The 19,641-nt window shown below is 65.2% G+C and carries 18 protein-coding genes; 7 read left to right on the forward strand and 11 right to left on the reverse strand.

Annotation, left to right across the window (positions count from 1 at the left end):
* Window position 1: 1 nt before the first annotated feature.
* The 10 genes from ACQY80_RS04395 to ACQY80_RS04440 all read right to left on the reverse strand — a co-directional run bounded on the left by ACQY80_RS04395 (window position 2) and on the right by ACQY80_RS04440 (window position 12,402).
* Window positions 2–931, reverse strand: coding sequence for an electron transfer flavoprotein subunit alpha/FixB family protein (locus ACQY80_RS04395; RefSeq protein WP_428684023.1), 930 nt, complete (start codon window positions 929–931; stop codon window positions 2–4).
* Window positions 928–1,677, reverse strand: coding sequence for an electron transfer flavoprotein subunit beta/FixA family protein (locus tag ACQY80_RS04400; RefSeq protein WP_428684025.1), 750 nt, complete (start codon window positions 1,675–1,677; stop codon window positions 928–930). The genes ACQY80_RS04395 and ACQY80_RS04400 overlap by 4 nt, the downstream gene beginning before the upstream one ends.
* 107 nt (window positions 1,678–1,784) lie before the next feature.
* Window positions 1,785–2,993 carry an ADP-forming succinate--CoA ligase subunit beta gene (gene sucC, locus ACQY80_RS04405; RefSeq protein ID WP_428684027.1) on the reverse strand — a complete coding sequence of 403 codons (1,209 nt, stop codon included), beginning with the start codon at window positions 2,991–2,993 and terminating at the stop codon, window positions 1,785–1,787.
* A gap of 128 nt (window positions 2,994–3,121) precedes the next feature.
* Window positions 3,122–3,433 carry a hypothetical protein gene (locus ACQY80_RS04410; RefSeq protein WP_428684029.1) on the reverse strand — a complete coding sequence of 104 codons (312 nt, stop codon included), beginning with the start codon at window positions 3,431–3,433 and terminating at the stop codon, window positions 3,122–3,124.
* A gap of 6 nt (window positions 3,434–3,439) precedes the next feature.
* Window positions 3,440–4,579 carry a class A beta-lactamase gene (bla, locus tag ACQY80_RS04415; protein WP_428684031.1) on the reverse strand — a complete coding sequence of 380 codons (1,140 nt, stop codon included), beginning with the start codon at window positions 4,577–4,579 and terminating at the stop codon, window positions 3,440–3,442.
* Window positions 4,580–4,715: 136 nt separating this feature from the next.
* Complete coding sequence (msrA, locus tag ACQY80_RS04420; protein ID WP_428684033.1) at window positions 4,716–5,390, reverse strand: peptide-methionine (S)-S-oxide reductase MsrA; 675 nt, start codon at window positions 5,388–5,390, stop codon at window positions 4,716–4,718.
* Between the two features lie 274 nt (window positions 5,391–5,664).
* The gene (locus ACQY80_RS04425) at window positions 5,665–6,876 is read right to left on the reverse strand and encodes a pyridoxal phosphate-dependent aminotransferase (RefSeq protein ID WP_428684035.1); all 1,212 of its coding nucleotides are present in this window, start codon (window positions 6,874–6,876) and stop codon (window positions 5,665–5,667) included.
* A 125-nt stretch (window positions 6,877–7,001) separates the two neighbouring features.
* On the reverse strand, window positions 7,002–10,022 hold the full coding sequence (locus ACQY80_RS04430; RefSeq protein WP_428684037.1) for a VIT domain-containing protein: 3,021 nt from the start codon (window positions 10,020–10,022) through the stop codon (window positions 7,002–7,004).
* A gap of 1 nt (window position 10,023) precedes the next feature.
* The gene (gene pabB / locus ACQY80_RS04435; protein WP_428684039.1) at window positions 10,024–11,835 is read right to left on the reverse strand and encodes an aminodeoxychorismate synthase component I; all 1,812 of its coding nucleotides are present in this window, start codon (window positions 11,833–11,835) and stop codon (window positions 10,024–10,026) included.
* Window positions 11,836–11,868: 33 nt separating this feature from the next.
* On the reverse strand, window positions 11,869–12,402 hold the full coding sequence (locus tag ACQY80_RS04440) for a hypothetical protein (protein WP_428684041.1): 534 nt from the start codon (window positions 12,400–12,402) through the stop codon (window positions 11,869–11,871).
* A gap of 122 nt (window positions 12,403–12,524) precedes the next feature.
* Here ACQY80_RS04440 and ACQY80_RS04445 point away from each other — a divergent pair, with 122 nt between their 5' ends.
* The 6 genes from ACQY80_RS04445 (at window position 12,525) to ACQY80_RS04470 (ending at window position 18,288) form a co-directional block, all read left to right on the forward strand.
* Entirely contained in the window at window positions 12,525–14,192 is a 1,668-nt protein-coding gene (locus tag ACQY80_RS04445) for an AMP-binding protein (RefSeq protein WP_428684043.1), read from the forward strand.
* Between the two features lie 158 nt (window positions 14,193–14,350).
* On the forward strand, window positions 14,351–14,737 hold the full coding sequence (locus ACQY80_RS04450; protein ID WP_428685740.1) for a MerC domain-containing protein: 387 nt from the start codon (window positions 14,351–14,353) through the stop codon (window positions 14,735–14,737).
* A gap of 53 nt (window positions 14,738–14,790) precedes the next feature.
* Window positions 14,791–15,255: a Fur family transcriptional regulator gene (locus ACQY80_RS04455; protein WP_428685742.1), complete on the forward strand. Its 465-nt coding sequence runs from the start codon at window positions 14,791–14,793 to the stop codon at window positions 15,253–15,255.
* A gap of 1 nt (window position 15,256) precedes the next feature.
* Window positions 15,257–16,063 carry a hypothetical protein gene (locus ACQY80_RS04460; protein WP_428684045.1) on the forward strand — a complete coding sequence of 269 codons (807 nt, stop codon included), beginning with the start codon at window positions 15,257–15,259 and terminating at the stop codon, window positions 16,061–16,063.
* Window positions 16,064–16,253: 190 nt separating this feature from the next.
* Window positions 16,254–17,777 carry a fumarate hydratase gene (locus ACQY80_RS04465; protein ID WP_428684047.1) on the forward strand — a complete coding sequence of 508 codons (1,524 nt, stop codon included), beginning with the start codon at window positions 16,254–16,256 and terminating at the stop codon, window positions 17,775–17,777.
* Between the two features lie 16 nt (window positions 17,778–17,793).
* Window positions 17,794–18,288 carry a hypothetical protein gene (locus tag ACQY80_RS04470; protein WP_428684049.1) on the forward strand — a complete coding sequence of 165 codons (495 nt, stop codon included), beginning with the start codon at window positions 17,794–17,796 and terminating at the stop codon, window positions 18,286–18,288.
* Here the strand turns inward: ACQY80_RS04470 and ACQY80_RS04475 are convergent.
* A complete protein-coding gene (locus ACQY80_RS04475; RefSeq protein WP_428684051.1) occupies window positions 18,285–19,094 on the reverse strand; it encodes an SDR family NAD(P)-dependent oxidoreductase in 810 nt (269 codons plus the stop codon). The genes ACQY80_RS04470 and ACQY80_RS04475 overlap by 4 nt on opposite strands.
* A 69-nt stretch (window positions 19,095–19,163) precedes the next feature.
* Between ACQY80_RS04475 and ACQY80_RS04480 the strand changes: the two genes are divergently transcribed.
* A complete protein-coding gene (locus ACQY80_RS04480) occupies window positions 19,164–19,634 on the forward strand; it encodes an SAM-dependent methyltransferase (RefSeq protein WP_428684053.1) in 471 nt (156 codons plus the stop codon).
* The last annotated feature ends 7 nt before the right edge of the window (window positions 19,635–19,641 follow it).

The following is a 19,641-nucleotide window of genomic DNA, read 5'->3' on the forward strand; positions in this document are numbered from 1 at the left end:
ATCAGATCTTGCCGGTCAGCTCCGGAACGGCATTGAACAGATCGGCGACGAGGCCGAAGTCCGCGACCTGGAAGATCGGGGCGTCCTCGTCCTTGTTGATCGCGACGATCGTCTTCGAATCCTTCATGCCGGCAAGATGCTGGATGGCGCCCGAGATGCCGATCGCGAAATAAACTTCCGGTGCGACGATCTTGCCCGTCTGGCCGACCTGATAGTCGTTGGGGACGTAGCCCGCATCGACCGCAGCGCGCGAAGCACCCAGCGCGGCGCCGAGCTTGTCGGCGAGCGGCACGATGACTTCCTGATATTTCTCGCTCGAACCCAGCGCACGGCCGCCCGACACGATGATCTTGGCCGAGGTGAGTTCGGGACGATCCTGCTTGGCGATTTCGGCGCCAACGAAGCTCGAGATGCCGGCGTCGCCGCCAGCCGAGACGGCTTCGACCGCACCCGAACCGCCGGTCGCAGCGGCCTTTTCAAAGGCGGTGCCACGGACGGTCAGGACCAGCTTCGCGTCCGAGCTTTCGACGGTCGCGATTGCGTTGCCGGCATAGATCGGGCGGGTGAAGGTCTTCGGACCCTCGACCGACAATACTTCCGAGATCTGCATCACATCGAGCAGCGCGGCGACGCGCGGCGCGATATTCTTGCCGGTCGTGGTGGCGGGCGCAACGAACGCGTCGTGCGACCCCATGAGATCTGCGACGAGCGGCGCGATATTCTCGGGCAGGTTGTGGCCGAAAGCGGCGTTGTCGGCGACATGCACCTTGCCGACGCCAGCGATGCCGGCCGCGGCCTTGGCGACGCCATCGACGCCGGCACCGGCGACGAGCAGATGGACTTCGCCGAGCTTCGAAGCGGCGGTCACCGCGGCGAGCGTGGCATCCTTGACGGCGGCGCCGTCATGTTCGACCCAAACGAGCGTTTTCATGAGTGCACTCCCATCGCCTTCAGCTTGGCAACCAGTTCATCGACGTCGGCGACCTTGACGCCGGCCGAGCGGACGGGCGGCTCCGAAACCTTGACCGTCTTGACGCGCGGTGCGGTGTCGACGCCGTAATCGGCGGGGGTCTTGGTATCGAGCGGCTTCGACTTTGCCTTCATGATGTTCGGCAGCGAGGCATAGCGCGGCTCGTTCAGACGAAGGTCGGTGGTGACGATCGCGGGAAGCTTCAGCTTCACCGTTTCCAGACCGCCGTCGACTTCGCGGGTGACGCTGACATGATCGCCTTCGACGTTCACGGCGCTGGCGAAAGTGCCCTGCGCCCAGCCGGTGAGGGCCGCCAGCATCTGGCCGGTCTGGTTGTTGTCGCCGTCGATTGCCTGCTTGCCAAGGATGACAAGGCCGGGCTGTTCGGCGTCGGCGATCGCCTTGAAAATCTTGGCGAGCGCGAGCGGTTCGACGTCGTCATCTGTCTGCACCAGGATCGCGCGGTCGGCGCCCATCGCGAGCGCGGTGCGCAGCGTTTCCTGCGCCTTCGCGGGACCGACCGAAACGGCGATCACCTCGGTCGCGACGCCCTTTTCCTTCAGGCGGATCGCTTCTTCGATGCCGATCTCGTCGAACGGATTCATCGACATCTTCACATTGGCCAGATCAACGCCCGTGCCGTCGGCCTTCACCCGTGGCTTGACGTTGTAATCGAGCACCCGCTTCACGGGGACGAGGATTTTCATGAGGCTAAAGCTCCTCTCAACAAATTGTGCGCTGCGTCATAGTTACGCTTTACGTAAACGTCAACTAGCAGTCCCTCCCCTCCCTCGCGGAGAGGGGATATGAATTATCACGCGACCTTGCGAACCTCGGCGACGATCTTCCGGGCAGCGTCGCCCAGATCGTTGGCTGCGACGATCGGCAGGCCCGAATTGGCAAGGATGTCCTTGCCCTGCTGGACGTTCGTGCCCTCGAGACGGACCACGAGCGGAACCGACAGGTTCACTTCCTTCGCCGCGGCAACGATGCCATCGGCGATGATGTCGCACTTCATGATGCCGCCGAAGATGTTCACGAGGATGCCCTTCACGGCAGGATCCTTGAGGATGATCTTGAACGCCGCGGTGACCTTTTCCTTCGAAGCGCCGCCGCCGACGTCGAGGAAGTTGGCCGGGAATTCACCGTTCAGCTTGATGATGTCCATCGTCGACATCGCGAGGCCGGCGCCGTTGACCATGCAGCCGATGTTGCCGTCGAGCTTGATGTAGGCAAGGTCATATTCCGATGCCTCGACCTCGGCCGGGTCTTCCTCGGTCAGGTCGCGCAGCTCGGCCAGATCCTTGTGGCGGAACATCGCGTTGCCGTCGAACGCCACCTTGGCGTCGAGCACCAGCAGTTCGTCGCCATCCTTGCCTTCGCAAACGGCGAGCGGGTTGATTTCGATCTGCTCGGCATCGGTGCCGAGGAACGCAGCGTACAGCCCGGCGAGGGTCTTGGCGGCCTGCTTGGCAAGGTCGCCCGACAGGCCGAGCGCGGCGGCGACGCTGCGGCCGTGGTGCGGCTGAAGGCCCGTGGCCGGATCGATGACGATGGTGTGGATCTTTTCCGGCGTGTCGTGCGCGACGGTTTCGATGTCCATGCCGCCCTCGGTAGAGGCGACGACCGCGATGCGGCTCGATCCGCGATCGACCAGCAGCGCGAGGTAGAATTCCTGCTTAATGTCGGCGCCGTCGGTGATGTAGAGGCGGTTGACCTGCTTGCCTGCTTCGCCGGTCTGGATCGTCACCAGCGTGTTGCCGAGCATGTCCTTGGCGTGCGCTTCGACCTCTTCAATGGTCTTGGCGAGGCGGACGCCGCCCTTTGCGTCGGGGCCGAGTTCCTTGAACTTGCCCTTGCCGCGGCCACCCGCATGAATCTGCGATTTCACGACATAAAGCGGCCCGGGGAGCTGCTTCGCCGCCGCGACGGCTTCCTCGACGCTCATCGCGGCAATACCCTTGGGCACGGCAACGCCAAATTTCGCGAGCAGTTCTTTCGCCTGATATTCGTGGATGTTCATGAGGTCTGCCGGGCCTTTCGACTCTGGAAGGGGGAGAAGAATGGCGCCGCATAAGCACAAGTTGCGCGGCAAGGCTACCCCTGCCGCGCCCAGAAAAACTTGGACTGTCGAAAGCGCGAGCTAAGTCGTTAGCGCAGCGCGCAAAGCGCGGCCGAACTGGTCGACACCGTCAGTATCTCCGGGTCCTTCAGCGCGCGGACCTTGTGGAGGAACTGGTCGAGCGACAGATCAGTGATCCGCTTGTCCTTGAGGCTGCCGAGCGCCGACAGGCGGCGGAGCTGCACCAGCGACAGCCGGTCGACCATCCGCTCGGCCATGCACGCCGACATCGCCTGCGACAGGCCCGCGTTATGCAGCCCGTTGCGCAGCCGCGCCTCGGGCGTCGCACAGCCGGCGAGCATCAGCGCGGCGGCGATCAGGGGCAGGACGGCGCGGTTCATCGGCGATTATCTTCCATGAAATTCTGCAACGGCCCCCGATACCGCCTGCATCAACGCCATGCGAGCGGGAATCGACGAGGTCGTGCTGCCCATCATCACGACGATCGCATAGCGCGTGCCGTCGGGCGCCGTCGCGATGCCGATGTCATTATAGCCTGCGGTCATGCCGTTCAGATCCTGACCCGTTCCGGTCTTGTGAACGAAGGTCCAGCCGGGCGGTAGCCCCGCCTTCAGACGCTTCGGTCCGCTCTTGGTCCGGCTCATCACGCCGAGCAGATAGTCGGTCGATTCGGGCGAGAGCAACGTCCCGCGCGCCAGCCGCGTCAGCGCGCTCGCGATCGCGGCGGGGCTCGCACCATCGACCGGGTCGGCGAGATATCTGTTCATCGCCGCCTGCCGCGTCGGCATCGGCAGCGCGGCGCGCGCGGTCTGGAAATTGCGCGCGATCGAATAGCTTTGCTGCCAGGTCAGTCCGGCGGTTCCGCTCTGCAGCAGCCGTTCGCCGGGACCGAAGCGGATCGAACCCAGATCCTTTTTCGCGATGAAGGCGCGCACCGCATTGGGGCCGCCGACGGTCCGCAGCAGGCTGTCGTTCGCCAGATTGTCGCTCTGCGTGATCGCGGTCTCGATCAGGTCGCGGACGCTCATCGTCACCGACCCCTGCGCGCGGACGCGGTCGGCGAGCGGCTGGTGAAAGACGACCAGATCCTCGGGCCCGATCCGCACCTTCTGGTCCATGGTGACGCGGCCATTATCGACGGCGTCGAGGATACTCAGCGACACCCAAAGCTTCGATACGCTCTGCTGCGGGAACAACTCATTGCCGCGCTGCGAGATCGCCCATTCGCCGTCGATCCGCTGCACCGCGATCCCGGTCTTGCCGGGGAAGCCGCGCCACAAGCTTGCGATGCGATCGTTGAGGCCGGGCGCGGGACGGCGAAAGCCGGGGTCGAGCGTCCCGCGCGGCGGCGGCGCTGCCGTGCGGACAGGCGGGCCGATAGGAACGGTCACGGCACCGGAGCCGGTATGCCCCGGCTGCGCTTGGCGCGGCGGCGGCACGACGGCCGCGCTGCTGACGCACCCCGCAAGCAGGGCTGCGCCGAAAATCATGCCGAGCAGAGGTTTGCCCGAGAACATCAATGTCATTCCAACCCCGCGGCTGCCGCCGTCTATATATACCGACCCCTATGGTCGGATCGGTCGTCCCGCAGGGGCGCCGGGCGGGCCAGCGATTTGCGACGAACGATTCCTGAGGCGCGATGAGCGGCGGAACGCCGCCCGGTCAGGGCGCGGGCGCGGCGCTGACGAAGCCGGGAAACAGCCGCTTGAGCGCCGCGAGCTTCGGAGCATCCCAGCGGACGATATAGGGATTCGTCGGGTTCAATCGCATGAAATTCTGGTGATTGGCTTCGGCCCGATAAAAGGTCTTGTAGCTTTCGACCGGCACGATGATCGGCTTTGCAAAATAGCCGCCTTTGCCGATCTGGGCCAGATAGGCGGTCGCGACCTGCCGCTGACCGGCGTCCATCGGGACGATCGCGGCGCGATATTGTCGCCCCGTGTCCGGGCCTTGCCGGTTCTTGAGGGTCGGATCGGCAACGACCGAAAACAGGATGCGGAGCAAGGTGCCGTAACTGACCTGCGTCGGATCATAGACGATCCGCACCGCCTCGGCATGACCCGAGGTGCCGTCATGGGTCAGCTCATATTTCGCGGTCGCCCGGCTGCCGCCATGATAGCCGGCCTCGACCGAGATCACGCCCTTGACGTTCGAAAAGACGCCTTCGACGCCCCAGAAGCAACCGCCGGCGAGGACAGCTGTTGCCCGGCTTGCCTTGACGGCGGGGTCATAGGTCGCAGCGGGCAGCTTGACGACGCTCTCGGCCTGCGCCGGAGCGCATTGCGCGAGCAGCGGCGCGGCCAGCAGGGCAACGACGATCCGCCGCGCGCCCTGCATCAAAAGGCCATAAGGGCCGGTTGCTGGAACAGGATCGCCAGACCGCCGAGCGCGAAGCCGGTGAGCATGGAGGGAAACCAGTCGGAACGGATCATGGAAAGCATGGGAGCCTCTTTGTGTCATATCATTTGTTCGGTGGAGCCTGAACTCCGGTTACACCGAACGATATGGCGCGCCCCTTGCCGTTCGTCAGTGATGGCAATCACCTGTAAGCTACGGGGCCTTACCATCCGGTGAACCGGATGGTTGCCCGAGGTTCAGGAAAGCTGCCGCCCTAGCTAAGGACCGCACAGGCCTGCTGGATGCGCACGCACGCTTCCTTCAACGCCGCTTCGGACGTCGCATAGGACACGCGGAACGCCGGTGACAGGCCGAATGCGCCGCCATGCACCGCTGCGACGCGTGCGCTGTCGAGGAAATAGTCGATCAGCGCCTCATCAGTGTCGATCAGCTTTCCGTCGGGGGTCTTCTTGCCCATGCAGCCGCTGGCGTCGGGATAGACGTAGAAGGCGCCGTCAGGAGTCGGGCAGTTCAGCCCCGGCGCGTCGTTGAGCATCGCGACGACCATGTCGCGGCGCTTGCGGAACGCGGCGTTACGATCGTCGAGGAACTGCTGCGGACCACCGAGCGCGGCAGCAGCAGCGGCCTGCGCGATCGAACAGGGGTTCGAGGTCGATTGCGACTGCAGCTTGCCCATCGCCTTGATGATCCACGCCGGGCCGCCGGCATAGCCGATGCGCCAGCCGGTCATCGCATAGGCCTTCGAACAACCGTTCACGGTGAGGATGCGGTCGATCAGGTCGGGGCAGCGCTGCGCCAGCGTCGAGAAGGCGAAATCGGCGTACCAGACATGCTCGTACATATCGTCGGTCATCACCATCACATGCGGATGGCGGCGGACAACCTCTCCGATCGCATCGAGTTCTTCGGGCGAATAGGCGGCGCCCGACGGGTTCGACGGCGAGTTGAAGATGATCCAGCGCGTCTTCGCCGTGATCGCCTGATCGAGCTGCGCGGGCGTGATCTTGTAATTCTGGGCCGCCGACGCCTCGATCACCACCGGCATGCCGCCGCAGAAGGCGACGATGTCGGGATAGCTCACCCAATAGGGTGCCGGGATGATGACCTCGTCGCCGGCATCGACCGTCGCGACGAGCGCATTGAACAGCGTGTGCTTGCCGCCAACGTTCACGCTGATCTGGTCGAGCCCATAGTCGAGATCATTGTCGCGGCGGAACTTGCCGCGGATCGCTTCCTTGAGCGCGACCGTGCCATCGACCAGCGTATATTTGGTCTGGCCGTTACGGATCGCCTCGATCGCCGCTTCCTTGACGAAATCGGGGGTGTCGAAGTCGGGCTCGCCGGCGCTGAGGCCGATCACATCGACGCCCTCGGCCTTCAGCTTGGTCACGCGCGCGGTCATTGCGAGCGTCGCCGAGGGCTGGATGCGATTGAGGGCGGCGGAGGTATGCGGCTTCAACGACATGAAAGGCGTCCTCTGGTTCGATAAGAAAATTGCGCGCGCAGCGCATAGCCGCGACCTTGCATTGCCGCAACCGCCACCCGAGAAAAAATAGAATTACGCGCGGCCCGAATACGTAGGCGCGAACCTCAGCGGCGTTGCGGCACGGTCAGCGTCGCGATCCCGCGACTGCCGTCGCTTTGCTCCTCGTCCTTCCCGAACCCGATTTCGGCGTCGACAAGCTGCTCCTTGTGGCTCGCGCGACCAAAGTCGCGGATCAGGCGTACTGTCACCCGGCCCGTGCCATTGGGGTTGATGCGATCGGGCGAATAGCCGTGAATGCGAACCTTATATTCGCCCGAACGCGCCCTGCGCATGACATATTCCTCGGGGCCATAGCCGTCGGTCATATCGTTCGAGATCGTTCCGCCGGCCGCGCTCAGCTTGTTCGAATAATAGACGCGTTCGCCATTCGGTTCGATCACCCACAGGTCGATGTCGGCATCGTCGTTCGTCCATTCGATCACCAGCCGGACGTCGGTATCGAGCAAGGCAACGAATTCAGGATCGAGGCGCCAGTTCGCGCCCGCCTTGTCGAGCGCCGGGATAAGCGAATTCGCCTCCATCAGCGCCACGACGTCGATGCCTTCAAAGGCGCTGGGATAGGGCTTCAGCGCGACGTCGGTCAGCAGCGCAAAGGCGCGTTCGAGATCGGCGGGGCGACCCCGCTTGGCCAGCGCGAGCGCCAGCAGACGCCGGGGCTGCGGCCGTTCGGCATTGAGCGCTGCGAAGCGTTCGAGAAGCGCGATCGCGTCGTCGATCCGCCCGTCGCGTTCGAGGCGGAAGGCGACGATCTGCCGCGTTTCCTCGTCGGCGGTCGGCGCATCGAGCGCAGTGAGCAACAGGCGCGTCGCCGTTGCGGCATCGCCCTTCACGCGATACCATTCGGCAACGTCGAGCCAGAAGCCCGCCAGACTGCCATATTGCTTCGCCTGTTCGCGCAGCACTACCTCGCGCGAAGCCGGCGCCGCGGCATCGAGCGCCTTGATATAGGGGCCATCGGACAAAAGGTCGGCGATCTCGACCTTGCTGTCCCCCATCGCATTGCCCGACAGCATACTGATCGCCACCGGCACATCCTGCATCGACGACGAACGGCGCTGCGCGGTCACGATGACCTCGGCACCATAGCCGTCATCGGCCATCTCCGCCGCAGCGCTTTCGGTCGGGGCCGGCAGATAGGCCGGAGGCGGCGGCGCCACCATGGGGGCTGGTGGAGGCGGAGGAGCGGCTTCGAAAGCGGCCGCCGCATCGGCACCACCATCCTGATCCCGGCTCTTCTTCGCGCGGCTTTCGGGATTGAAGCGCGTCTCCCACCAGGCCTTTCGCTCACGCCAGTTTTCGCGAACCATGGCGAGATGGTCTGCCAATACTTCCTGCGCCTCTTCGTCCTTTTCTTTCCGGAGCTCGCGATAGGTCTCGCGCCATTCGGCATCGAACCCCGCCGCAGGCGGCGCGACATCGGCCTCGACATATTGCTCGGGACTTTCGAGCACGAGGAAGGCGAGCGAGGCGCTCGCGACCTGAAATTTGCGCGCCAGATCGACCATCGCGTCGCGGTCGGCGGGGTCGTCGGCTAGGCGAGCGACCTCGCCCGCAGCCCAGAGCGCGGCGGCGCCATCGTGACGCTCGCGTCCGGCACCATCCCATTCGAACCGCTCGATCGTCACCCGCCCCTTGGCGTCGGCGATCCACAATGACACGCCTTCCTCGCCATGCATCGGCGCGACGATGTGCCAGCCGCCACCCGCCGTCGCCAGCGCGCGAAACGGCAAGCGGCGTCCCGACACGCTGCGCACGCGCACCACGCCGGGGCCGGGATTGAGCAGCGCCGTCAGGACCTCGCCGCTGTTTGTGGCCGTCAGCTGGAACAATCGTCCGCCGCTGTCCTGCGCCAGATTGCCGAGATAGGCGGTATCGGCATCGGGCGCCGACGCGATCACCGACAGGCGGCAGTCGGGCGCGAATTCGGCTGCAGGGTCAAGGCTGCGCGCGCCGTCGGTGAACAACAGGCATTGCCCGGCATCGGCAAGCTTCAGCGCGTCGAGCCCGGCCAGCCGCGTGGCGCCCAGATAGATTTGCCCTGCAAGCGCCTTCCGCAAGTCGGCCGGGTTGGCAAAGCTCGCAATCGACGGTGTATCTTCGGCAAAAGTGACAAGGTCGATTGCGCTCGCCGGTCGGGAAGCCAGATAGGCATCGAGCAATGCTATTTCGGCGTCGAGCGCATCGTCGCTGCGCGACCAGCTGCGATCCCAATAGACGCGCAACCGTCCCGGGACCGCGGGATTTGCGCTGCCGGCCACGTCAGACTTTGCCGCGAGTTCGAAAAAGGCCTGTCCATTAGTATGGTCCGAAACGACAAGCTGGTCGGACAGTTTCGTGCCCGTGATCGCGAGAGTGCCGGTCGCGACGGCTACCGACGGGACCGAGGCTTCGGCCTTCCACGCGTTGCCGCTGCGCTTCGCCTGGATCGACGTCCCCCATGGCAGCGCAAGCAGCGGCGCTCCACTGATCGCGGTGCCGCTGTAACGAACCATAACCGACCCGGTGACCGGCGCCCCGATCCACGGCAGGGCAAAGCCTTGCAACGCATCGGCGGGGGCCGAAAAATGCACGCGGATCGTCCGCGACTTGCCCTGCGCGATCGGGAATATGCGCGTATTGAACCGGTTGCCCGAAACTTCGGCAAGGCCGGGGTCGATGCCCTTGCGGACCTCGGCCTCATATACCCGGCGCGCCTTGGGCTGGTCGAGCAACGTGCCCGCAATCAGGGTGCCGTCGATATCGAGCGCATAGCCGGTGATCACCGCCTGCTGAGGCAGCAACAGCGACAGGCGCGCCTCGATCGGATCGTCATTCTGCTGACTGCGATGCGAAAGCTCGGCCTCGATCGTCGCATCGACCATGCCGCCACGCTGGACCAGGTCGACCGTCAGCCGCGTGATCGCCAGATCGCCCGCGGTAACCGGCGAATCATCGTCGGCAATGCCGTTCCAATAGCCCTTGAGGCTCGACGTTGCGGCCGCGGCTTCGGCCATGACAGAAACGGAAAAAAGAGAGATGGCGGCGGCAACGAAAAGAGCAAGATGCGTCGTAAGCCGGTTCGCCATCCTATACCTCCACAAGCCGCGCCGGCACGAGCCCGCGCAGCGAATTGCCGATGAAGAAACCGTCCGCAAGATCGGCGAGGCGCAGGTGCGATTCGACCGCGCGGCCCTTGTCGATCAATTCGGCGCGCAGCACGCCGGGAAGCAGCCCGAGCGCGAGCGGCGGCGTCAGGAGCTGGCCGTCGCGTTCGACGAAAATATTGCTCCAGCTGCCTTCGGTGACAAAGCCCGGCTCGTCAACGAACACGACCTCGGCCGCGCCACTCTCGGCTCGCACCTTGTCATAGGCGCCGCGCAGGCTGGTCTTGTGCACGAGACGAAAATCATCGGCCGCCATCGGCACCGGCCGCACCGCAACGGCGACCGGCAGTTCGGCGAGCCGCGGCAACGGCGACACCTCGACCGCGAGCGCGCCCGACTGTGCAAGCCGCATCCGCACCCGCGCGGCGCTCCGCAGACGAAAGGTCGCCGACTGCAGGCTGTTGCGCGCGCCATGCCGGTCGAACGCAAAGCCGAGCGCGGTGGCGCTCGCCTTCAATCGGGCCAGATGGCCCTCCAGTCGCTGGACGCCCTCGACCGGATCGAACAGCATCGTTTCGATCAGATCGAAGCTTTCGCCGGCTGCGCTCACAAATTCCCCCTTGGCCAGACATTCGCGCCATTCTTCCGCCGGCTGGCTGTCAGCAACGATTCCGGACCCCAGTCCCAGCGTGGCGCAAGCCGCGCCATCCCGCAAGTCGCTCTGCGACGGAAAGACCAGCGTGCGGATCGCGACATTGAACGCCGCATCCCCATCGGGCTCGATGAAACCGATCGATCCGGTGTAAAGGCCGCGGGGTTCGACCTCCAGCTCGTCGATGATCTCCATCGCGCGCACCTTCGGCGCCCCGGTGATCGACCCGCAGGGAAAAGCCGCCCGCAACACATCCACCGCCCCCGCCGACGGCGGCAGATCGGCCGAGACATCCGATACCAGCTGATGGATCGTGGGAAAGCTTTCGACGCGGAACAGCTCGGGCACCGCGACCGTGCCCGGCACCGCGACGCGCGACATGTCGTTGCGGATGAGATCGACGATCATCAGATTCTCGGCACGCTGCTTCGGGTCTTCGGCAAGCATGCGCGCCGCAGCCGCGTCGGCCTCGGGATCGGAAAGTCGTTCGGCCGTGCCCTTCATCGGCCGTGCCATGACCTGCTTCCCGCGCAGCGCAAAGAACAGCTCGGGCGACAGCGATGCGATCGCGCGGTCACCGGTCCAGACAAATCCGCCGTAACCCGCGCGCGCAGTCTGGCGCAGCCGCGCATAGATGGCGAGCGGGTCGCCGGCGAACGGCACATCGGCGCGGAAGGTCAGGTTCGCCTGATAGATGTCGCCGTCGCGGATATAGCCGAGCACCCGCTCGACCGCGGCAAGATAGTCGGCGCGCGCGATCCGCGGGCGCGGCGCACCGACCCAGCCACCTGCGGGATCGGGTAGAAGGTCGACAACCGCATCGCTGTCGATTCGCTCGACACGCTCGAACAGTCCGAACCAGCCAGCTGGCACAGGCTGCTCAGCTACCGTATCGACCGCGCCGCGCCACGCCGGCGCAAGCCCCCTGCCCGCTTCATAGGTTAGATATCCGGCCGCGTGGAGCCCGCGCGACCGCGCCGCGGCAAGCGCATCGAGCAGCGCTGGAATCTCCGCCGCGCCCGCCGCCGTCAGTGTGCCGACCGGTCCGCGAAACAAGCGCGCCGGCGCCGCGCCGACCCGGCGCGCATCGTCGAGCAGGACGAAGGGCGTGGCGTCGTCGCCAAGGGCCAACCGCTCCGGCATCACGCGTTGATCAGAATAGCAGAGCCGACCCGCTCAACGCTCGCGGCGGACGCGGATAGAGGGGCGACCTTCAAGGCTGAGAAAATAGCTGCCGAGCGATGCGGTCTTGATCTGGATTTTCTGCCCTGGTCGCGGCGCGAGCGCCATCCGCCGGTCGTCGATCTGAATCCAGACCGACCCGTCGGCCATCGTGATGCGGTAGCGCCCGCCATCGACCTGTGACGAGGAAGCGACGGTCGTATCGATGCTCTTGATCTGGTCCTCGTCGCCATCGCCGCCGAACAGGCCGAGGCTCGGCAGGGTGAAACCGAAGAGGCCGCGCCGTGTCTTCTTCACCGTCTCGCGGTCGGCGAAAGTGATATCCCGCTTGGTATCGGCCGCCTGCAACTCCCCGACCTCGCGGTCGAAACAGGCAAGCCGTGCGGCGGAATCGGCAATGTCGCGGCAGTTGTAGAGTTCCTGGATCTGCGTCGGGCGCGGCGGCGCTTCCTTGTCCTTGGCGGCGGCGGGCGCTGCGGTGGCAAGAACAATGAACGGCGCTATCAGGCGCAAGGATATATGCGGCATGGCGATCCCCTGGAACAAGATGCTCCTGCCTAGCCGCCGTACCGCTGCGCCGCAAGATTGCGGTCGCGCGCGCGCGTGCTTAGAGTGATGTCAGTAACGAGACGCAAAGGCCCCCCACCTCCATGAACAACGCGTACGACTGGTCGCACGATTACTGCCATCCAACGCCTTGGGATCAGCCTTTCGCGCCGCTCTCGCTTCCAGAGATGCTAGCCGCCAGCGCCACCCGGAAGGGCGATGCGCCGATGCTCGATTTCATGGGACGGCGCTTTTCCTACAACGAGGTTGCAGATGGCGTCGCCCGCGTCGCGCGCGGACTGCAGCAGATGGGGATTGGGAAGGGGAGTCGGGTGGGGTTATTCCTGCCCAACGTCCCGCATTATGTCGCCGCCTATTATGGCGCGCTCGCCGCGGGCGCGACGGTGGTCAATTTCTCGCCGCTCTATACCGTTCACGAGCTCGAGGCGCAGGTCGAGGATTCGGGGACCGACACGCTGGTCACGCTGAGCGCCGCCGCGCTGCTGCCCACCGCGCTGGCGGTGCTCGACGGATCGAGCCTCAAGCGGCTCGTCGTCGGCTCGATCGCCGGCGGACTACCCGCCGCCAAGTCGATCCTCTATCGCCTGTTCAAGAAGAGCGAGGTCGCCGCGCTTCCCGATGATCCACGCATCATCCGCTTCTCGGCGCTCATCGCGAACGACGGACATCCCGAGCCCGTCGCGATCGACGCCGAAACCGACGTCGCGCTCATACAATATACCGGCGGGACGACGGGCACGCCGAAGGGCGCCAAGCTGACGCACCAGAATCTGACCGCCAATGCGCGGCAGGTGAATGCGATCGATCCCGACCATGACGCGGGCGACCGCATCCTTGGCGTGCTGCCCTTCTTCCACGTCTTCGCGAACACCTGCGTCCTCAACCGCACGGTGCTGAACGGCGGGATGATCACGATGCTACCGCGCTTCGATGCCAGGGCGGCGCTGCAGGCGATCACGCGGACAAAGGCGACCGCGCTGCCCGGCGTGCCGACCATGTATCAGGCGCTGCTCGACCACCCCGACCTGGCGAAGACCGATTTTTCCAGCTTGCGTGTCTGCATCTCGGGCGGCGCACCGATGTCCGCCGAACTGCGCGAGAAATTCATCGCCGCGACCGGCGCCTCGCTCGTCGAGGGCTATGGCCTGACGGAGAGTTCGGGCGTCGTCGCGACGAACCCTTATGACGGCCTGGTCAAACCCGGGACGATCGGACAGCCGCTGCCCGCGACGCGAATCCGCCTGCTCGATCGCGATGACCCGACGAAAGATGCATCAGCGGGCGAAACCGGCGAGCTGGCCGTCAAGGGTCCGCAGATCATGCAGGGGTACTGGAACCGCCCCGACGCCGATAAGGACAGCTTCACCGACGACGGCTGGCTGCGCACCGGCGACGTCGCCGCGATCGACGACGAGGGCTATATCCGCATCGTCGACCGGCTGAAGGACATGATCGCGGTCGGCGGCTTCAAAGTCTATCCGAGCGTGATCGAGGCGCATCTGCACGAGCATCCGGCGGTCAAGGAAGCGATCGTACTGGGCGTGCCCGAAGCCTATCGCGGCGAAGTGCCCAAGGCATTCGTAACGCTGGAAGAGGGATTCGAGGTCTCGGGCGAAGCGCTCGCCGCATGGCTCAACCCGCAGCTCGGCAAGCATGAGCGTGTGAGCACCGTAGAGGTCCGCGAGAGCTTGCCCAAAACGATGATCGGCAAACTGGACCGAAAGGCACTCAGGGCCGAAGCCGGCGCATAACGCCACCATCCTTCTGGAGGGCGCCGGCAATGAAATGTTACAATGTTATATTGTAACCTTGGTCATGTTATGCCATATCAAGGTTCACAATTGGACCAACGGAGAATCGGGTGACTCAAGTCGCCAGTCACAGCCATGCATGGCCGCGCCTAGGCGCGATGATGCGGGCTGCGCGCGATTCGCGGCCGCTGACCTCGCTTTCGGGCGATCAGCTGGCGATGGGCCTGTCAGGGCTCTGTCTGGTCCATTGCCTTGCCACGACAGTCTTTTTCGCCTCGATCGCGTCGGTCGGCGGCGTCTTCCTCGAAAGCCATCTGTTCCATGAAATCGGGCTTGCGATCGCGATCGGCTTCGCGTTGGTGACGCTGGTTTCGGGCGTGCTCAGCCACGGTTATATGATGCCTTTCGGCGTCGGCTGCTTCGGGCTTGGCATGATGGCGGGCGCGCTGTCGCGGCCGCATGACGGCAGCGAAGTGCTGGCAACGATGATCGGCGTTGCGATCGTCGCGCTCGGCCACGACCTCAACCGCCGCGCGCGCCAATGATACGCATTGCCCGCAGCTTGCGGGAATAGCGCAAACACCCTACATTGGCGCGTATGGGCAAGCATGATCATGCACATATCGAGGCGAGCGGCGCCTCGCTCGCTGGCGCGGCGCAAACCGCGCTCGAAAGCGCCGGCGAGGCGTGGACCGACATGCGTGCGCAGATATTCGATGCCGTGGCCGAAATCGGCAAGCCCGCGAGCGCTTACGAAATCGCCGACATCGTGTCGCAGAAGCGCGGCAAGCGCGTCGCGCCGAACAGCGTCTATCGCATCCTCGACCTGTTCGTCGCGAACAACCTCGTACGCCGCGTCGAGAGCGCAAACGCCTTCGTCGCGAACAGTCACCCCGGCTGCCTCCACGACTGTATCTTCCTGATCTGCGACAGTTGCGGCACCGCGGTGCATATCGACAATGACAAGCTGTCGAACGGCGTCCGTGCCGCCGCCGATGCGACGGGTTTTTCCGCCGAACGCCCGGTGATAGAAGTGCGCGGCAAATGCGCCGAGTGCCAATAAGTTGAGCCCGAACGTGCTGCCGGCGGCGCGCTGGTGGCATGCAACGCTGCTTTTCGGGATCGGCGTCCTCCTGTTCGGCCTGCTGCTGGGTCAGAGTTTTCCGCAGGACAGCTTCGCCGCCGAACCCGGCTATGGCGCGCCAGTGCTCGCGTTCGAATTTGCCGGCGGTCAGGACGATCTGATCTCCATTTTCGGCCCCGACAGCGACCCGCGGCAGGTCGGCCGCCTCGCCGCGATGCGCACAGGCAACGAACGCGACTATCTCTACATGCTGCTCTACGCTGGCTTTCTGGGCTGCGGGCTGATCGCGCTGGGGCGCGAGGCCGGGCTGAAAGCGATCGCGTTCGCCGCCGCGCTACCCACCCTCGCCGCCCTCTGCGACGCGTGGGAGAATTGGCTGCTCTTCGACATTCAGACGGCTTTTACGGCGGGCGATTATTCACCCGCGATGGCTAGCCTGCCCTATCCGGTCGCCGCGAAATTCGTGCTGCTTGCGCTCACCAATGTCGCGATCGGCCTGGGGTTGGCCCGGCTGGGCGGTCGGTGGTGGATGCTCACCGGAACGCTCGTCATCGTCGCCTGCGTTCCGGCGCTGATGGCGATCGCCATACCCTCGCTTTACGGCTGGACGTTGCTCGCCGCGACCGGCGGCGGCTGGATCGCGCTGCTCGGCACCGCCGCGATCGCGAACTGGTGCGCGCTGCGGAAACGGCCATTGGTGGAGGCCGAACCGCCCGGCGATCGTCAGCGAACGACTACGGCGGCAAGCACGCCGCCCCGCCCGACCTTCGGACGGCGCCGGAGCTAGGGCGATATCCCTCGTTTTCAAACCCCGTGCTCCCGCGAAGGCGGGAGCCCATCTCCGGACGGTGATATTTTGAACGGACAGGAGATGGGTCCCCGCCTTCGCGGGAGCACAATGATGTTTCTATTCCCGTGCGCGCGCAGCGGGTCTAGGGAGACCCCGAATCCTGAAACAGGAAGAGGGGACTGCACCCATGAACACCGTGATCATCCGCGAGGACGACCTCGTCGAAACCATCGCCGACGCGCTCCAGTACATCAGCTATTTCCACCCGATGGACTATATCCGCGCCCTCGCCGCCGCCTATGAGCGCGAGGTATCGCCCGCCGCGAAGGACGCAATGGCGCAAATCCTGTCGAACAGCCGCATGTGCGCCGAAGGGCATCGGCCGATCTGTCAGGACACGGGCATCGTTACCGTCTTCATCAAGTGGGGCATGGACTGCCGCCTCGACAGCCCGCGCAGCCTGCAGCAGGTCGTCGACGAGGGCGTGCGCAAGGCCTATCTCCACCCCGAGAACAAGCTGCGCGCCTCGATCCTCGCCGACCCGGCGTTCAGCCGCGTCAACACCAAGGACAACACGCCCTCGGTCCTCAACGTCGAGATGGTTCCCGGCAACAAGGTCGTTATCGACGTCGCGGCGAAGGGCGGCGGCAGCGAGAACAAGTCGAAGTTCAAGATGATGAACCCCAGCGACAGCATCGTCGACTGGGTGCTCGAAATGGTGCCGCAAATGGGCGCCGGCTGGTGCCCGCCGGGCATGCTCGGCATCGGCATCGGCGGCACCGCCGAAAAGGCGATGCTGCTCGCCAAGCAATCGTTGATGGACCCCATCGACATGACCGAACTGCTCGCGCGCGGGCCGTCGTCGCCGACCGAGGAACTGCGCATCGAGCTCTACGAAAAGGTCAATGCGCTCGGCATCGGCGCGCAGGGGCTCGGCGGCCTCGCCACCGTGCTCGACGTCAAGATCGCCGACTGGCCGACGCACGCCGCATCGAAACCCGTCGCGATGATCCCCAATTGCGCCGCGACGCGCCACGCGCATGTGACGCTCGACGGCAGCGGCCCCGCCTATCTCGAACCGCCGGTGCTCGCCGACTATCCGCAGATCGACTGGGCGCCCGACAAGGCGGCGATCAGCGTCGATCTCGACACGCTGACTCCGGAAGTCGTCGCCAGCTGGAAGCAGGGCGACCGCATCCTGCTCAACGGCAAGATGCTCACCGGCCGCGATGCGGCGCACAAGCGCATCGCCGACATGCTCGCGAAGGGCGAAGAGCTGCCCGTCGAGTTCAAGGGCCGCGTCATCTATTATGTCGGCCCGGTCGATCCGGTCGGCGAAGAAATTGTCGGTCCGGCGGGTCCGACAACCGCGACGCGCATGGACAAGTTCATGGACATGATGCTCGATCAGGGCCTGCTCGCGTGCGTTGGCAAGGCCGAACGCGGCCCCGCCGCGACGCAGGCGATCGCGAAGCACAAGAGCGCCTATCTGATGGCGGTGGGCGGCGCCGCCTATCTGGTCGCGCGCGCGATCAAGGGCAGCAAGGTCGTCGGTTTCGCCGACCTTGGCATGGAAGCGATCTACGAGTTCGAAGTGAAGGACTTCCCCGTCACCGTCGCGGTCGACAGCGAAGGCCAGAACGTCCACGTCAACGCGCCGATGCTGTGGCAGAAGCGGATCGCCGACGAAGGATTGCTCGAGAGGGCGTAAGCAAAGGAGCCGGGCGATGGCGAAGAGCGAAGTAGTCGATCTCTATTCGCCCCTCTCGCCAGAGGCGATCGCCCACAAGCTCAAGGCCATCATGTCCGATCCGATGGACAAGGCGCTGGCGCGGGTCTTCGGTAGCGGCGATCAATATGTGATGCGGCTGCGCTATGCGCGGCGCGGCGTCCAGAATAGCATGGCGCCCGAGCTCGAGGCGTCGATAGAGCCCTATGAAGGCGGCACGCGCCTTACCGGAACCCTCGGCCGCTCGACCGCCGGACGCATGTTCCCCTATATTTGGTTCGGCTTCCTCTCGCTCTTCGTGATCGTCGGCGTGACGATCGCGTGGTTCGTTCCGGGAACCTTGCTGTTCGGGGCGATCTTCGCCGGCATACCGATCCTGATGATGGTGATCGGCGGCGCCGCGATGAAATCGGGCAGCGGCAAGGATGACGAGGACCGCCGCGAGATCATGCGCTTCCTGACCCGTGAACTGAACACGCGGCCAATCGCCTAACGCGCGGCGCGCATCCGTTCGACGAACAGCGCGACGTCCATCGCATCGTCGCCCGGCTCGCGCGGGGCATAGCGGGCGAAGGCGGCATAGACCTCGGCCCAGCGTTCCTCCATCCGCACGACATTATAGGGATGGCTGACGAGGTAGAATTCACCCGCCTCCATCTGCGGCACGATGCGGTCGGCAAAGACATCGGCATCCATCGCGGGCGCGGCATGACGCGTCATGTCGGACTTCACCCAGCCGGGGATGATGACCCCGACTTCGACGCTCTCGGGCGCCTCGTTGCGCAGCGTGTCCATCAGGCCGACGACGGCATGCTTGCTGGCGACATAGATGCCTCCGTTCCTGCGCACCGCATTGAACAGGCCGTTCTCCGACGCGGTCGCATAGATCGCCGAGGGCAAGCCGTCGTCGCGGAAACGCCGCCCGAAGGTCCGGACGCAATTCCACACGCCCCAGAAATTGACCTCCATCAGCGCGCGCGCCGCCGCAGGATCGGTGTCGAGGATTTCGGTACGGACGCCGCCGACCCCGGCATTGGCGATGATCGCGTCGGCGCGGCCAAATTCGGTCCAGGCGAAATCGGCAAGCGCTTCGACCGACGCAGCGTCGGTGACGTCGCCGGCAAAGGCGCGGGCGTCGATGCCGAAGCCTGTCAGCGCTTCCACCGCGTCGGCCAGCTTGTCCTCGCGCGGCTCGAACAGGATCAACCGCGCACCGGCCCGGCCGATCCGCTTCGCCAGCGCAAAGCCGATCCCCGTTGCGCCGCCGGTGACGACCACATTCTTGCCCTGAAAATACATTGGCCCCTCTCCTTTCTTGCAAGGCTAGGCGCGCTGCGCCATCAGCGTCAACGCAGCAGGGGATCATCGATGGACTTCACCCTCACGCCGATAGGCCATGTCCGTGGCGGCCGCGCCGACGCGGTCGACGACGACTGGGGGGCGAGCCGCGCCGTCATCGCCCTCGATGCGGCCGCCTTTACCCCCGACGCGCTCGCAGGCCTCGCCGACTTCAGCCATGCCGAAGTGATCTTCCTGTTCGACAAGGTGCCGCACGAGAAGATCGAGACCGGCGCGCGCCACCCGCGAAACCGCACCGACTGGCCGCTGGTCGGCATCTTCGCGCAGCGCGGCAAGAATCGCCCCAACCGCCTCGGCCTCACCACCTGCCGCATCGTCGGCGTCGACGGCCTGACGGTCGAGGTCGAGGGCCTCGACGCGATCGACGGCACGCCGGTGCTCGACATCAAGCCGGTGATGGAAGAGTTTCTGCCGCGCGGCGACATTCGCCAGCCCGACTGGTCGCACGAATTGATGCAGGATTATTGGGTCAGGCCATAGAGGCGGA

It is taken from the genome of Sphingopyxis sp. (assembly GCF_965279755.1).
In the GTDB taxonomy this organism is placed as follows: domain Bacteria; phylum Pseudomonadota; class Alphaproteobacteria; order Sphingomonadales; family Sphingomonadaceae; genus Sphingopyxis.

Bases quoted from the DNA above. Each gene is read 5' to 3' on its own strand.
- msrA (WP_428684033.1), bottom strand. From the start codon at position 5,390: ATGCAGGGCGCGCGGCGGATCGTCGTTGCCCTGCTGGCCGCGCCGCTG.
- ACQY80_RS04400 (WP_428684025.1), bottom strand. From the start codon at position 1,677: ATGAAAATCCTCGTCCCCGTGAAGCGGGTGCTCGATTACAACGTCAAG.
- ACQY80_RS04470 (WP_428684049.1), top strand. From the start codon at position 17,794: ATGGCGAAGAGCGAAGTAGTCGATCTCTATTCGCCCCTCTCGCCAGAG.
- ACQY80_RS04465 (WP_428684047.1), top strand. From the start codon at position 16,254: ATGAACACCGTGATCATCCGCGAGGACGACCTCGTCGAAACCATCGCC.
- bla (WP_428684031.1), bottom strand. From the start codon at position 4,579: ATGACATTGATGTTCTCGGGCAAACCTCTGCTCGGCATGATTTTCGGC.
- sucC (WP_428684027.1), bottom strand. From the start codon at position 2,993: ATGAACATCCACGAATATCAGGCGAAAGAACTGCTCGCGAAATTTGGC.
- ACQY80_RS04455 (WP_428685742.1), top strand. From the start codon at position 14,791: ATGGGCAAGCATGATCATGCACATATCGAGGCGAGCGGCGCCTCGCTC.
- ACQY80_RS04440 (WP_428684041.1), bottom strand. From the start codon at position 12,402: ATGCCGCATATATCCTTGCGCCTGATAGCGCCGTTCATTGTTCTTGCC.
- ACQY80_RS04395 (WP_428684023.1), bottom strand. From the start codon at position 931: ATGAAAACGCTCGTTTGGGTCGAACATGACGGCGCCGCCGTCAAGGAT.
- pabB (WP_428684039.1), bottom strand. From the start codon at position 11,835: ATGCCGGAGCGGTTGGCCCTTGGCGACGACGCCACGCCCTTCGTCCTG.
- ACQY80_RS04475 (WP_428684051.1), bottom strand. From the start codon at position 19,094: ATGTATTTTCAGGGCAAGAATGTGGTCGTCACCGGCGGCGCAACGGGG.
- ACQY80_RS04445 (WP_428684043.1), top strand. From the start codon at position 12,525: ATGAACAACGCGTACGACTGGTCGCACGATTACTGCCATCCAACGCCT.
- ACQY80_RS04480 (WP_428684053.1), top strand. From the start codon at position 19,164: ATGGACTTCACCCTCACGCCGATAGGCCATGTCCGTGGCGGCCGCGCC.
- ACQY80_RS04410 (WP_428684029.1), bottom strand. From the start codon at position 3,433: ATGAACCGCGCCGTCCTGCCCCTGATCGCCGCCGCGCTGATGCTCGCC.
- ACQY80_RS04430 (WP_428684037.1), bottom strand. From the start codon at position 10,022: ATGGCGAACCGGCTTACGACGCATCTTGCTCTTTTCGTTGCCGCCGCC.
- ACQY80_RS04450 (WP_428685740.1), top strand. From the start codon at position 14,351: ATGATGCGGGCTGCGCGCGATTCGCGGCCGCTGACCTCGCTTTCGGGC.
- ACQY80_RS04425 (WP_428684035.1), bottom strand. From the start codon at position 6,876: ATGTCGTTGAAGCCGCATACCTCCGCCGCCCTCAATCGCATCCAGCCC.